The organism is Aeromonas sp. ZOR0002, assembly GCF_963866995.1.
GTDB classification, from domain to species: Bacteria; Pseudomonadota; Gammaproteobacteria; order Enterobacterales; family Aeromonadaceae; genus Aeromonas; species Aeromonas caviae.
Map to the genome: position 1 here is coordinate 30560 of NZ_CAWMFQ010000378.1, position 13824 is coordinate 44383.

The following is a 13824-nucleotide window of genomic DNA, read 5'->3' on the forward strand; positions in this document are numbered from 1 at the left end:
GCTGAATGACAGAGAAACGCAAGGGTGAGGGCGACAAGCTGCTGTATTGCTCTTTCTGCGGCAAAAGCCAGCATGAAGTGCGCAAGCTGATCGCTGGCCCTTCCGTCTACGTATGTGATGAGTGTGTCGAGCTGTGCAACGACATCATCCGCGAGGAGATCCGCGAGATCTCTCCCAAGCGCGATGGTAGCGAGCTGCCGACCCCTCATGAAATCCGCGCCCATCTGGACGACTACGTGATCGGTCAGGAGTACGCCAAGAAGGTGCTGGCAGTGGCTGTCTACAACCACTACAAGCGTCTTCGCAGCGGCAGCGAGTCCGGTGGCGTGGAGCTGGGCAAATCCAACATCCTGCTGATTGGCCCCACCGGCAGCGGCAAGACTCTGCTGGCCGAGACCCTGGCTCGTCTGCTGGATGTGCCCTTCACCATGGCCGATGCCACCACCCTGACCGAAGCCGGTTACGTGGGCGAGGACGTGGAGAACATCATCCAGAAGTTGCTGCAAAAGTGCGACTACGACGTGGAGAAGGCCCAGCGCGGTATCGTCTACATCGACGAGATCGACAAGATCTCCCGCAAGTCGGACAACCCCTCCATCACCCGCGACGTGTCCGGGGAAGGGGTGCAGCAGGCACTGCTGAAACTGATCGAAGGCACCATCGCCTCCGTGCCGCCCCAGGGCGGTCGCAAGCACCCTCAGCAGGAGTTTTTGCAGGTCGACACCTCCAAGATCCTCTTCATCTGTGGTGGTGCCTTCGCGGGGTTGGACAAGGTGATCGAGCAGCGCTCCGTCAAGGGCACCGGCATCGGTTTTGGCGCCGAGGTGAAATCCAAGAATGCCAAGGCAACCCTGAGCGAGAATTTTGCCAAGGTGGAGCCGGAAGATCTCATCAAGTACGGTCTCATCCCCGAGTTCATCGGTCGTCTGCCGGTGGTCGCGACCCTGACCGAGCTTGACGAGGCGGCCCTCATCCAGATCCTGAAAGAGCCGAAGAACGCGTTGACCAAGCAGTATGCAGCGCTGTTTGCCCTGGAAGAGGTTGAGCTGGAGTTTCGTGATGACGCGCTCAATGCCATTGCCCGCAAGGCCATGGAGCGCAAAACCGGTGCCCGGGGTCTGCGTTCCATTGTCGAGGCCGTGCTGCTCGACACCATGTATGACCTGCCCTCCCTGAAAGGGGTCAGCAAGGTGGTGATCGACGAGACGGTGATCAAGGGAGACTCCGCGCCCCTGATGATCTACGACAATCCCGAGACTCAGGCCGCAGCCTCAGAGTAACTGTCTGATTTTTAATCACATAAAGGGGCTTTTTGCCCCTTTCATGCTTTTTAGGGCCAAGGCGATTGAATCTCATCTTTGCGCCCCCATATACTCAGCCAAGCCTTTGCCAACGGTATAACAAGCCGAGAGGACATATATGAACCTAGAGCGTTCAGAACGCATCGAGATTCCCGTCCTGCCTCTTCGTGACGTGGTGGTCTATCCCCACATGGTCATTCCACTCTTTGTGGGGCGGGAAAAATCTATTCGCTGTCTGGAAGCGGCCATGGAGCAGGACAAGAAAGTCCTGCTGGTGGCCCAGAAGGATGCGTCGACTGACGAACCGACGGTGGAGGAGATCTTCTCCGTCGGGACAGTGGCCAATATTCTGCAGATGCTCAAGCTGCCGGACGGCACCGTCAAGGTGCTGGTGGAGGGGGGCCAGCGTGCCCGCCTTGAGCGGATGATCGACGATCGCGACTTCTTTGTCGGGGAGGCCCAGTACATCGCGTCCGCCCCCATCGAGGAGAAGGATCAGGACGTGCTGGTGCGCTCTGCCATCGGCCAGTTCGAAGGTTACATCAAGCTCAACAAGAAGATCCCGCCCGAGGTACTCACCTCGATTTCGGCGATCGACGATGCGGCGCGCCTGGCCGATACCATGGCTGCCCACATGCCGCTCAAGCTCGAAGACAAGCAGAAGGTGCTGGAAATCGCCTCCGTGTCCGAGCGCATCGAGTTTCTGATGGCCATGATGGAGTCGGAGATCGACCTGTTGCAGGTCGAGAAACGCATCCGCTCCCGGGTCAAGAAGCAGATGGAGAAGAGCCAGCGGGAGTATTACCTCAACGAGCAGATGAAGGCCATCCAGAAAGAGCTGGGTGAGCTGGAAGACAGCCCGGATGAATTCGAAGCCCTCAATCGCAAGATTGAAGAGGCCGGGATGCCGGAGGATGCCCGCGAGAAGGCCCAGGCCGAGCTCGCCAAGCTCAAGATGATGTCACCCATGTCGGCGGAAGCCACCGTGGTGCGCAGCTATGTGGACTGGATGGTGCAGGTGCCCTGGAAGGCCCGCTCCAAGGTCAAGAAAGACCTGGGCAAGGCCCAGGAGGTGCTGGATGCGGATCACTATGGCCTGGACAAGGTCAAGGATCGCATCCTCGAATACCTGGCGGTGCAGGCGCGGGTGAACAAGCTCAAGGGCCCCATCCTCTGCCTGGTCGGGCCTCCCGGGGTGGGCAAGACCTCCCTGGGCCAGTCCATCGCCAAGGCTACCGGCCGCAAGTATGTGCGCATGGCCCTGGGTGGGGTGCGTGACGAGGCGGAGATCCGCGGTCACCGTCGTACCTACATCGGCTCCATGCCCGGCAAGCTCATCCAGAAGATGGCGAAAGTCGGCGTGAAGAACCCCCTGTTCCTGCTCGACGAAATCGACAAGATGAGCTCGGACATGCGTGGCGATCCCGCTTCCGCCCTGCTGGAGGTGCTGGATCCCGAGCAGAACAGCAGCTTCAACGATCACTATCTGGAAGTGGATTATGACCTGTCGGACGTGATGTTCGTGGCCACCTCCAACTCCATGAACATCCCGGGTCCGCTGCTGGACCGGATGGAAGTGATCCGTCTGTCCGGTTACACCGAGGACGAGAAGCTCAACATTGCCAAGCAGCACCTGGTGGCCAAGCAGATCCAGCGCAACGGCCTGAAGCCTTCCGAGATCACCATCGAGGATTCGGCGCTGATCGGGGTGATCCGCTACTACACCCGCGAGGCGGGTGTGCGCAGCCTGGAGCGTGAAATCTCCAAAATCTGTCGCAAGGCAGTCAAACGTATCCTGCTGGACAAGAGCATCAAGCATGTTCAGGTCAACCAGGAGAACCTCAAGGAGTTCCTGGGGGTACAGCGCTTTGACTATGGCAAGGCCACCGACCAGAACCAGATTGGCCAGGTGTGCGGGCTGGCGTGGACCGAAGTGGGGGGCGATCTGCTCACCATCGAGACCACCAACATGCCGGGCAAGGGCAAGCTCACTTATACCGGTTCCCTCGGTGACGTGATGCAGGAGTCCATCCAGGCGGCCATGACAGTGGTGCGAGCCCGTGCCGAGAAGCTGCGTATCAACGGCGACTTCTACGAGAAGCGCGACATCCACGTGCACGTGCCGGAAGGGGCGACCCCGAAAGACGGCCCGAGCGCCGGTATCGCCATGTGTACCGCCCTGGTCTCCAGCCTCACCGGCAACCCGGTGCGCGCCGACGTGGCCATGACGGGGGAAATCACCCTGCGTGGCGAGGTGTTGCCCATCGGTGGTCTCAAGGAGAAACTGCTGGCGGCCCACCGTGGTGGCATCAAGCGTGTGCTGATCCCGAAAGAGAACGAACGTGACCTCGAGGAGATCCCGGCCAACGTCAAACAAGATCTTGAAATCTATCCGGTTCGCTGGATTGATGAGGTGCTTGCACTGGCGTTGCAGGACAATCCGCAAGGTTTCGAACGCGTTTCTGTCGTGTAAATGTTGATGCGCCGCAAATTTGGCGCATTCGGGGGGTGGTTAAGGCTTGCATGCACCGGACAACGGAAGTAGCCTTGACCACCGATCGGGTACTCATGATGAGTCGCAATGCGTGATGTGGCGCGGGTTTGCGCCAGATTGTCACTTGCAACTGATCAGGAGGCTTGTTATAAAACCTCCACTTGTTGTGGCCAGGGAAATCAGCGCCGCAGCGATGTTCGATAAAAGGGGAATATAAGAGTGAATAAATCTCAACTGATTGACAAGATTGCAGACGGTGCTGATATCTCCAAAGCTGCCGCTGGCCGTGCGCTGGATGCCTTCATCGATGCCGTGGGCGAAGCCCTGAAAGAGGGTGACCAGGTTGCTCTGGTTGGTTTCGGTACTTTCGCCGTTCGCGAGCGTGCAGCCCGTTCCGGCCGCAACCCGCAAACTGGTGCGACCATCGAAATCGCTGCCGGTAAAGTTCCTGCCTTCAAAGCCGGCAAGGCCCTGAAAGACGCGGTCAACTAAGCCGGTCGCTGATATCTATCGGCACCGTCCTTGGTCTCTGACCAGACAAGTGAGAGGGCTCTCCCTCATACTGCTTGACCAAGGCGCATCGCAATCGGTGCGCCTTTTCATTATTTACGCCCATCGAGTTCGGGAGCATAAGTACAAACATGATGTTGGATAAACTACGCGAAGGGGCGCAGGGCAAGGTAGCCAAGGTTATCTTGGGCCTGATCATCCTCTCCTTTGCCTTGGCCGGCGTAGGCAGCTACCTCAATGGCCCGGCACGTACCGCCCCCGCCACCGTCAACGGCAATGACATCAGTGCCCCCGCACTGGAGAATGCCTACCGCAATGAGCGGGCCCGCATGGAATCCCAAATGGGTGAGGCCTTCAACCAGCTGGCCGCCAATCCCGATTACATGAAACAGTTCCGCCGTGGCGTGCTGGACCGTCTGATCGATCAGGCGCTGATCGATGACAAGGCCCGCTCCCTGGGTCTGCGCGTCAGCGATGAGCAGATCAAGCAGGCCATCGTCGCCATGCCCGAGTTTGCCGAGAACGGCAAGTTCAGCAATGACCGCTACCTGCAGCTCATTCGCCGTGCCGGCATGACCCCCGAGATGTTCCGCGACTCCCTGCGCCAGGACATGGTGCGCCAGCAATTGATGGGCGCCGTGCTGGGATCGGAGTTCGCCCTCAAGGGTGAAGCCGAGCAACTGGATCGTCTCTACAACCAGACCCGTGACCTGCGCCTGATCCGTCTGGCCGCTTCCGCCTATGTGGACGGGATCGAGGTGAGCGATGCCGAGGTGGAGCAGTTCTACAAGGCCAACAGCGCTCGCTTCATGAACGACGAGACGGTCAAGGTTGACTATCTGCTGCTCGATGCCGCGAACCTTGGCAAGAACATCAAGGTCACCGAGCAGGATGCCCAGGATTATTACGACCAGCATCAGGATCTGTTCCAGCGTCCCGAGCGCCGTCAGGTGGCGCACATCCTGATCCCGTTTGGCAAGGATGAAAAGGCCGCCGAGCAGAAAGCCGAGGCCGTGCTGGCCAAGGCCAAGGCGGGTGACGATTTCGCCGCGCTGGCCAAGGCCGACTCCTCCGATACCTTCTCCGCGAAGAAGGGCGGGGAGCTCGACTGGTTCGAGAAGGGGGTGATGGATCCTGCCTTCGAGAAAGCCGCGTTCGCGCTGGCCAAGGCCGGCGATCTCTCCGCCGTGGTGAAGAGCCCGTTCGGCTTCCACATCATCAAGCTGCTGGGAGTCGAGCCTGCCAAGACCAAGCCCTTCGTGGACGTGATGAGCGATACCATCGCCCGTCTGCAGTCTGAGAAGGCCAAGGAGCAGTTCTTCGCCGAACAGCAGAAGATGGCCGACAGCAGCTTCGAGAACCCGGACTCCCTGGACTTGACCGCCGAAGCCATGGGCCTCCAGGTGCAGTCCACCGGCTATTTCAGCCAGGCAGATGCGCCGGCACCGCTCAATGATCCCAAGGTGCTCTCCGTGGCGTTCTCCGAACAGCTGCGCGATGACAATACCAACTCCGACGTGATCGAGCTGGCCGACGGCAAGGCGCTGGTGCTGCACATCATGGGTCACCAGCCGAAGGCGGCCAAGCCGCTTGCCGAGGTGAAAGAGCAGGTGATCACCGCCATCAAGCACGACAAGGCCAGTGAAGTGGCCCGTGGCAAGGCCCAGGGTCTGCTGGACAAGCTCAAGGCCGGTGAGAACGTTCAGGCCGACCTGACCGCGCTGGGTCTGAAAGTGGATACCCATACCGGCGTATCCCGTTTCGCCCAGGAGATGGATCAGAACCTGGTGACCCAGGCGTTCCGCATGCCCCATCCGACCGATGGCAAGCCGAGCGTCGAGCTGGTGACCGAAGCCAACGGTGATCGTGTGGTGGTGGCGCTGGACAAGGTCAACGTCATCAAGGAGCCGTCCCAGATGGTGAGCCTGCTGCAAGGTCAGCTGGGTCAGGGCAAGGCACAGGCCGACTACAAGTCGCTGATCGACGAGCTGCGCAAGGCGGCCAAGATCGAATACTTCACCGACGTGGAAGCCACTGTCGAGTAAGTCAGCCTCACGGCCCCAAGTGTGAAAACGGCTCCATGATGGAGCCGTTTTTTTGTGCCATCAACAGCCAGGCAGAGCGGGCGGGCGCAGGAGGGAAGGGGCCAGGCACGGGCTTGTGCTACCTATCCTGGCTGGGGATGAGCGGGACAGGTGTATGACAGCGCGCTGTACTCTTGCTCTCCTTATCCCCAATCCTTCTCTTGCTGTGGGGCGTGATAAAGGAGGCATAAAAAAACCGGCGCACGAGGCGCCGGTTCTGATCGCTTTGCTTGAAGGCGGGGGATTACACCACACCCTGGGTGCGCAGGTAATCCTCGTAGGTGCCGCCGAAGTCGCGGATGCCGTCTTCGGTCAGCTCCAAGATGCGGGTCGCCAGGGAGGAGACGAACTCGCGGTCGTGGGAGACGAAGATCAGGGTGCCCTTGTACATCTCCAGCGCCAGGTTCAAGGATTCGATGGATTCCATGTCCAGGTGGTTGGTCGGTTCATCCATGATCAGGATGTTGGGGCGCTGCATCATCAGCTTGCCGAACAGCATCCGGCCCTGTTCACCACCGGAAAGCACCTTGACCGGCTTCTTGATGTCGTCCTGGGAGAAGAGCAGACGACCCAGCACGGAGCGCACCGCCTGCTCGTCTTCGTTCTCCTGCTTCCATTGGGCCATCCAGTCGAACACATTGAGATCGGTGTCGAAATCTTCGGCGTGATCCTGGGCGTAGTAGCCGATCTGGGCGTTCTCGGACCACTTGATGGTGCCGGTATCCGGTGCCAGGGCACCGACCAGCGTCTTGATCAGGGTGGACTTACCGATCCCGTTGGTACCCAGGATGGCGACCTTCTCGCCCACTTCCAGCATCATGTTGAGCCCCTTGAACAGGGGACCGTCGCCATAACCCTTGGAGACGCCTTCGATCTCCAGGATGTTGCGGTAGAGCTTCTTGTCCTGCTCGAAGCGGATGAAGGGGTTCTGACGGCTGGATACCTTTACTTCCTCAATCTTGATCTTGTCGATCTGCTTGAGGCGGGAGGTAGCCTGGCTGGACTTGGAGGCGTTGGCGCTGAAGCGGGAGACGAAGGATTGCAGATCGGCGATCTGGGCCTTCTTCTTGGCGTTGTCGGCCAGCAGGCGCTCGCGGGCCTGGGTGGCAGCCAGCATGTACTCGTCGTAGTTGCCCGGGTAGACCCGCAGCTCGCCGTAGTCCAGATCCGCCATGTGGGTGCAGACGGAGTTCAGGAAGTGACGGTCGTGAGAGATGATGATCATGGTGCTTTCACGATCGTTGAGCACCTGCTCCAGCCAGCGAATGGTGTTGATGTCCAGGTTGTTGGTCGGTTCGTCCAGCAACAGGATGTCGGGGTTGGAGAACAGCGCCTGCGCCAGCAGTACCCGCAGTTTCCAGCCCGGGGCCACTTCGCTCATCGGACCGTTGTGCTGCTCGATGGGAATACCGGCACCCAGCAGCAGCTCGCCTGCGCGGGATTCGGCGGTGTAGCCATCATATTCGGCGACCAGGCCTTCCAGCTCGGCGGCCTTCATGTAGTCGTCGTCGGTGGCCTCCAGGTTGGCGTAGATGGCATCGCGTTCGGCGATGGCGGCCCACAGCTCGGTGTGGCCCATCATGACCACGTCCAGTACGCGCATCTCTTCGTAGGCGAACTGATCCTGGCGCAGCTTGCCGATGCGCTCGTTGACATCCAGGCTCACATTGCCGCCGGTGGGTTCGAGATCGCCGCCGAGGATCTTCATGAAGGTGGACTTGCCACAGCCGTTGGCACCGATGAGGCCGTAGCGGTTGCCGCCGCCAAACTTGACGCTGATGTTCTCAAACAGCGGCTTGGCGCCGAACTGCATGGTGATGTTGTTGCTTGAAAGCACTGGAATGTCCCGGTTGGTCTGTCAAATGGCGCGCATTATGGCACAGATCCCCCGAAAGTTTTAGCAGGAACTGTGATCTGGCCCCATTGCAGGGGGGAAGGTTTCACGACCAGGCAGGCAACGGGCTCCGGCCTCTCTTGCAGAGGGGAGGCGAGGGGGCGGTCATTAAAAAAGCCGGCACTGGGCCGGCTTGGATGCGTGGGATGCCACTTAGTGGGCGGAGGCGCCGGAGGCACCGAGCCCGGTCTGGGAGCGGACGAACTGCGGGAAGAACTTGGCATGCTCGTCGGAGGCTGCCTGGGACTTGTCGGTGACCGAGAAGAACCAGATCCCGATGAAGGCCAGCCCCATGGAGAAGAGCGCCGGGTATTCGTAGGGGAAGATGGCCTGGGCATGACCCAGTACTTTCACCCAGACGGTGGGGCCCAGGATCATCAGGGTCACGGCGCTGATGAGACCGAGCCAGCCGCCATAGACGGCGCCACGGGTGGTCAGGCGGGACCAGAACATGGAGAGGAAGAGCACCGGGAAGTTGCAGCTCGCCGCGATGGAGAAGGCCAGGCCCACCATGAAGGCGATGTTCTGCTTCTCGAACAGGATGCCAAGGCCGATGGCGACCACACCCAGCACCAGGGTGGTCATCTTGGAGACGCGCAGCTCGTCGGCCTCGTTGGCCTTGCCTTCCTTGATGACGCAGGCATAGAGGTCGTGAGAGACCGCGGAGGCCCCCGCCAGGGTCAGCCCGGCCACGACCGCCAGTATGGTGGCAAACGCCACGGCGGAGATGAAGCCCAGGAACAGGCTGCCACCCACGGCGTCGGCCAGATGGACCGCCGCCATGTTGGTGCCCCCTAGCAGGGCGCCGGTGGCGTCCTTGAAGTCCGGGTTGGTGCTGACCAGCAGGATGGCGCCAAAGCCGATGATGAAGGTGAGGATGTAGAAGTAGCCGATGAAGCCGGTGGCGTAGAACACCGATTTACGGGCTTCCTTGGCATCGCTCACGGTGAAGAAGCGCATCAGGATGTGGGGCAGACCGGCGGTACCGAACATCAGGGCCAGCCCAAGGGAGATGGCGGAGATGGGGTCGGCGACCAGGCCCCCCGGGCTCATGATGGCCGCACCATTGGCATGCACCTTGACCGCTTCGCTGAACAGGGTACCGACGTCGAAGTTGACGGACTTCATCACCATGATGGCCATGAAGGAGGCACCGGAGAGCAGCATCACCGCCTTGATGATCTGTACCCAGGTGGTGGCCAGCATGCCGCCGAACAGCACGTAGAGCACCATCAGGATGCCGACCAGCACCACGGCCACATGGTATTGGAGGCCGAACAAGAGCTCGATGAGCTTGCCGGCACCGACCATCTGGGCGATGAGGTAGAGGGCGACCACCACCAGGGAGCCGCTGGCGGAGAGGCTGCGCACCGAGGTCTGCTTGAGGCGGTAGGAGGCCACGTCGGCAAAGGTGTACTTGCCGAGGTTGCGCAGCCGCTCCGCGATCAGGAACAGGATGATGGGCCAGCCCACCAGGAAGCCGATGGAGTAGATGAGACCGTCATAGCCCGAGGTATAGACCAGGGCGGAGATGCCGAGGAAGGAGGCGGCGGACATGTAGTCACCGGCGATGGCCAGACCGTTCTGGAAGCCGGTGATGCACCCGCCGGCGGCGTAGTAGTCGGAAGCCGAGCGGTTGCGCTTGGAGGCCCAGTAGGTGATGAACAGGGTGGCGGCCACGAAGACCACGAACATCACGATGGCCGAGATATTGAGGGGTTGGCGTTGCACCTCGCCGCTGATGGCGTCGGCCGCCAGCAAGGGGGTGGAGATCAGACCTGCCAGCGGCAGCAGAGACTTGCCTTTCATGATTGCGCTCCCTTGAGGATCTTCTGGTTCAGTTCGTCGAACTCGCCGTTGGCACGAAATACGTAGATACCGGTCAGCACGAAGGCCGATACGATGAGGCCAATCCCGACCGGGATGCCACGGGTGATGCTGGAGCCTTCGCTCAAGGGGGTGCCAAGCCAGCCAGGTGCAAAGGCGATGAGCAGGATGAACGCCAGGTAGAGCCCCAGCATCAGGATGGAGAGGGTCCAGGCAAAACGCTGGCGTTTGGCGACCAGTGCCTGGAAGTTGGGATCCTGCTGGATCCGAAGATACGGTTGCTGTTCCATTGCAGTTCTCCATGACAGTGAATGTCAGCGGTGGATGAGGGGTTCCCTACCGGACAGCACGGCTGTCCATGTAATCAAAATGTGAATTAAATGTTATTTCCGAACAATTAGACTTTGGGATAAGCCAGCGGGCCGCCCTGATGCAGGCGTACAAAGACAAGGGCGGCGGTGACGGCATCGCTCAGGGCGTCGTGGGGGGGCAGGGCTGGCAGCGCCAGATGGCGACAGATCGCGGCCAGGTGCAGATCGATGGCGGCATCGGGATAGCGGCGATAGAGGTGATCGTGATAGAGGCGGCTCACCTCGATGCCGTGCTGGGGCAGGGTGAGCCCCCACAGCCGTTGGCAGGCGAGGTTGAGAATGCGCAGGTCATAGGCGATGTGATACCCCACCAGCTCACGGGGGCCGATGAAGGCCAGCAGCGCGCGCAGCGCGGGCTCCAGTGCCATTCCCTGTTGCAGATCCTGATGGCGCAGGCCGTGGATCACCACGGACCCGGCGCTCAGGCTGGCGGGAGCCTGGACCCGGATGGCAAGGGCATCGCCCGTCTCTATCCGGTTGCCCCGAATGCGCACCGCCCCGATGGAGACGATCTCCGCCAGCGCCGGATCCAGGCTGGTGGTCTCGAAGTCCAGTGCCACCCACTCGTCGCCAGCAGGGCGGGCAAAGAGCGGGGCAAACACCCCCTCCCGAAACGTCCTGCCAAGCCAGCGGCGGCGCCAGTGCATCCACATCGCTATTGCCTAAGACGAAAGTGCAAGGTGAGCCACTGCTGGAACTTCTTCACCTGGTGCAGGGCATGGCGCAGCAGATCCCGCTCTGCGGGGCCGAGGTCGGCCACCCGCACCCGTCCGTCTCCCTCCTGCAACTGGCTGCGCAGCCGAAGCCGCATGAACAGCCGGAAGGCCTCCGCCAGATTGGTGCCATAGTCCCGGCTGAGGCGTCCCTGGCCCACCAGGGCCTCGATGCGCCCCGTGGTCGAGGTCTCCAGGATCCCCGCCTCCAGGGAGAGCACCCGGACGCCGTGGACAAGGGGGAAGAGGCCGCCCCGCTTGAGATCCAGCCCCTCCGGGGCTTGCTCCAGTCTGCCAAAGAGGGTGAGGGGGGCGTGAAAGGCGACGGCGGCCCTTGCCATCTCCGCCAGCAGATCCGGCCGGTCGGCGAGGCAGGCCCGCAGGTGGCGGGCGACGGGGGCGAGCCGGGCGCGATCTCCCGTGATGGCCTGGGCATCGGCCAGGGTGGCGAGCCAGAGCAGATCCGCTTCGCTGGCGCGCACACAGGCCTGCTCTATCCCTTGCAGCCAGCCGTCAAGCGGCTTCACCCAGGCCGGGTTGTTGACCATCACCCTGCCCGGGCAAGGGGGATAACCCAGGCGCGCCAGCAGGGCGCTGAAGGCGGCCAGATCCGCCGACTGGGTGGGCCACGGCAGGCCATCCGGCAGGATCAGGGCATTGTCCTGATCGGTTTTCTGGATCTGCTCGCCACGCCCCTCCGACCCCAGCATCAGCAGGCACACCTGCTCTTGCTGCGCCGCGGGGATCACCAGGGAAAAGGCCTTGGCGATCAACTGCTCGTTGATGGTGGCGATGAGCTTCATCAGGAACAGGGTGTGGATCCCCTGGGCAAACAGGGAGCGAATGAGCTGCTGCTGCTCCCGGGCGACCGCCTCGAGGGTGGTCGGGGAGTCGGCGCGGGCGATGCGCAGGGTCAGCACATGGGAGTGGGTGGAGAAGAGCCCGAGCACCTGGGTCAGATGCAGGATGCCTGCCACCTCCTGCCCCTGCCAGATGACCAGGCGCTTGATGCGGTGGCGGGTCATCAGCAGCAGGGCATCGAACAGATAGCTCCCCAGTGGCAGACCCGTCAGCGGGGTGGGGGTCAGCACCGCCAGCGGCGCACTGAGCGGCAATCCCTTGAGGGTGAGGGCGTGGAGCAGGGTCTTGCGGGTGGCGAGGCTCAGGCTGCCGTCAGCGGCGGGATAGAGCAGGCAGTCGGTGCCCCTGGCCACCATGGCCTCGGTGGCGGCCAGGAGCGAGAGGCTGCTTTCCACGATGAGCGGCGCCTGCAGATGGTCGGGAGCGATGCGGGTCAGGATGAACTCCGCCAGGTTCTGCTGCCCAAGCTGACTGCGCCGCTCCTGCTCCCGCTGGCGCTCCGCCAGGGTGGCGGTGAAGTAGCGGGCGATATGGGGGTGCGCGTCGCACAGGGCCAGAAAGACGGGGCGGGGAATGAGCTGACAGAGGGTATCTTCCAGGGCGGCGAAACGGTGGCGGCAGTGCCCGTCAAACTGGGCACGGACGTCGAACATGTCCCCCTCGCCATAGTCGCCAAAGGATTGATGGGGGGCTGACTCTTCCACGGCCCCCTTGATGATGAGGTAGAGCCCGGCGGGCTCCTCCCCGGCGTGCTGCACCGTCTGGCCCGCGCGAAAGTAGCAGATGCTGAGGTGCTGACCGAGCCGCTGGCGTGCCTCCTCGTCCAGGCCGTCGAACGGTGGACGGGCAAAATTGAACAGAAGTGACATGACAGGCTCCACCGTGACCATGGGGCCAGTCTGACAAAGGCTCCACCACCGGGCCAGCCGACTTTAGTCGCAGGCCCGGGGCGGCCTCCCTGTACCTGCCCATAACACTCTGGTAACGTTGTGGTATGACCAGTTGAATCAAAGGACGAAGACGGAGATGGAAAAGCCAAGGGTCAAATGGGTGTTTCAGGAGGGGATTGCCGAGGTGATGCTCTGCCGGGGGGACAAGCTCAACGCGCTGGATCGGGCCATGTTCGACGCCATCGACGAGACGCTGAACGCGGTATCCCGGCAAAAAGGGCTGCGGGCCGTGATCCTGCACGGGGAGGGGCGGGCGTTCTGCGCCGGGCTGGATGTGAAATCCATGCTGAGGCAGCCGGTGGCGGCGCTGGAGATCCTCAAGCGCGAGGCGGACGAGGCGACCAACCTGGCCCAGCGGGTGGCCTATGGCTGGCATCAGTTGCCGGTACCCGTGATTGCGGTGACCCAGGGGGTCTGTTTTGGCGGCGGCCTGCAGATAGCGCTCGGCGCCGATTTTCGCTTCAGCACCCCGGATTGCCGCTTCTCGGTGATGGAGATCAAGTGGGGCATCATCCCCGACATGAGCGGCAGCGTCACCCTGCGCAACCTGATGGGGATGGATACCGCCATGGAGCTTGCCATGAGCGGGCGCGAGCTGGAAGCCAGCGAAGCCAAGTCCCTCGGCCTGGTGAGCCGGGTGTGCGCGGATCCCCTGGAAGAGGCGCGGGCCTTTGCCCGGACCCTGATCACCAAGTCGCCGGATGCGCTGGCGGGGATCAAGCAGCTCTACACCCAGGCCTGGGCTCGCAGTGACGAGACAATGCTCAAGGAAGAGACCCGGTTGCAGAGGCAGATCCTGGGGCGCCCCAACCAGTGGCG

General features: G+C 61.9%; 10 protein-coding genes. 5 read left to right on the plus strand and 5 right to left on the minus strand.

Translation table 11 applies throughout. The annotated features are described in order from the left end of the window. Positions 1-5 precede the first annotated feature (5 nt). The 4 genes from clpX to ppiD all read left to right on the plus strand — a co-directional run bounded on the left by clpX (position 6) and on the right by ppiD (position 6350). The gene (gene clpX, locus AACR77_RS20490) at positions 6-1280 is read left to right on the plus strand and encodes an ATP-dependent protease ATP-binding subunit ClpX (protein ID WP_010674573.1); all 1275 of its coding nucleotides are present in this window, start codon (positions 6-8) and stop codon (positions 1278-1280) included. 139 nt (positions 1281-1419) lie between these two features. After that, positions 1420-3774, plus strand: a complete 2355-nt coding sequence (gene lon / locus AACR77_RS20495; RefSeq protein WP_010674574.1) for an endopeptidase La — start codon at positions 1420-1422, stop codon at positions 3772-3774. A gap of 240 nt (positions 3775-4014) precedes the next feature. Then, positions 4015-4287, plus strand: coding sequence for a nucleoid-associated protein HU-beta (gene hupB, locus AACR77_RS20500; protein WP_005315375.1), 273 nt, complete (start codon positions 4015-4017; stop codon positions 4285-4287). Positions 4288-4436: 149 nt separating this feature from the next. Next, the gene (gene ppiD / locus AACR77_RS20505; RefSeq protein ID WP_042016078.1) at positions 4437-6350 is read left to right on the plus strand and encodes a peptidylprolyl isomerase; all 1914 of its coding nucleotides are present in this window, start codon (positions 4437-4439) and stop codon (positions 6348-6350) included. Positions 6351-6633: 283 nt separating this feature from the next. On the opposite strand, the gene AACR77_RS20510 is transcribed toward ppiD, so the two are convergent. The 5 genes from AACR77_RS20510 to AACR77_RS20530 all read right to left on the minus strand — a co-directional run bounded on the left by AACR77_RS20510 (position 6634) and on the right by AACR77_RS20530 (position 12924). Next, positions 6634-8226: an ABC-F family ATPase gene (locus tag AACR77_RS20510; protein ID WP_010674576.1), complete on the minus strand. Its 1593-nt coding sequence runs from the start codon at positions 8224-8226 to the stop codon at positions 6634-6636. Positions 8227-8436: 210 nt separating this feature from the next. Beyond that, the gene (locus tag AACR77_RS20515; protein WP_042881119.1) at positions 8437-10092 is read right to left on the minus strand and encodes a cation acetate symporter; all 1656 of its coding nucleotides are present in this window, start codon (positions 10090-10092) and stop codon (positions 8437-8439) included. Beyond that, positions 10089-10400 carry a DUF485 domain-containing protein gene (locus AACR77_RS20520; RefSeq protein WP_039039049.1) on the minus strand — a complete coding sequence of 104 codons (312 nt, stop codon included), beginning with the start codon at positions 10398-10400 and terminating at the stop codon, positions 10089-10091. Before AACR77_RS20520 ends, AACR77_RS20515 begins: the two co-directional genes overlap by 4 nt. 107 nt (positions 10401-10507) lie before the next feature. Further along, positions 10508-11134: a 3'-5' exonuclease gene (locus AACR77_RS20525; RefSeq protein ID WP_042881121.1), complete on the minus strand. Its 627-nt coding sequence runs from the start codon at positions 11132-11134 to the stop codon at positions 10508-10510. Between the two features lie 2 nt (positions 11135-11136). Continuing rightward, positions 11137-12924 (minus strand): putative nucleotidyltransferase substrate binding domain-containing protein, encoded by a 1788-nt coding sequence (locus tag AACR77_RS20530; RefSeq protein WP_042881122.1) that lies wholly within the window; start codon positions 12922-12924, stop codon positions 11137-11139. Between the two features lie 157 nt (positions 12925-13081). On the opposite strand from AACR77_RS20530, the gene AACR77_RS20535 reads away from it, so the two are divergent. Next, positions 13082-13824: crotonase/enoyl-CoA hydratase family protein (locus AACR77_RS20535; protein ID WP_042881124.1), on the plus strand; the 743-nt coding region annotated here is incomplete at its 3' end.

Excerpts from the sequence above, each read along its gene's own strand:
- AACR77_RS20515 (WP_042881119.1), bottom strand. The coding sequence starts at position 10,092 with ATGAAAGGCAAGTCTCTGCTGCCGCTGGCAGGTCTGATCTCCACCCCC.
- AACR77_RS20520 (WP_039039049.1), bottom strand. The coding sequence starts at position 10,400 with ATGGAACAGCAACCGTATCTTCGGATCCAGCAGGATCCCAACTTCCAG.
- ppiD (WP_042016078.1), top strand. The coding sequence starts at position 4,437 with ATGATGTTGGATAAACTACGCGAAGGGGCGCAGGGCAAGGTAGCCAAG.
- lon (WP_010674574.1), top strand. The coding sequence starts at position 1,420 with ATGAACCTAGAGCGTTCAGAACGCATCGAGATTCCCGTCCTGCCTCTT.
- AACR77_RS20530 (WP_042881122.1), bottom strand. The coding sequence starts at position 12,924 with ATGTCACTTCTGTTCAATTTTGCCCGTCCACCGTTCGACGGCCTGGAC.
- AACR77_RS20525 (WP_042881121.1), bottom strand. The coding sequence starts at position 11,134 with ATGTGGATGCACTGGCGCCGCCGCTGGCTTGGCAGGACGTTTCGGGAG.
- clpX (WP_010674573.1), top strand. The coding sequence starts at position 6 with ATGACAGAGAAACGCAAGGGTGAGGGCGACAAGCTGCTGTATTGCTCT.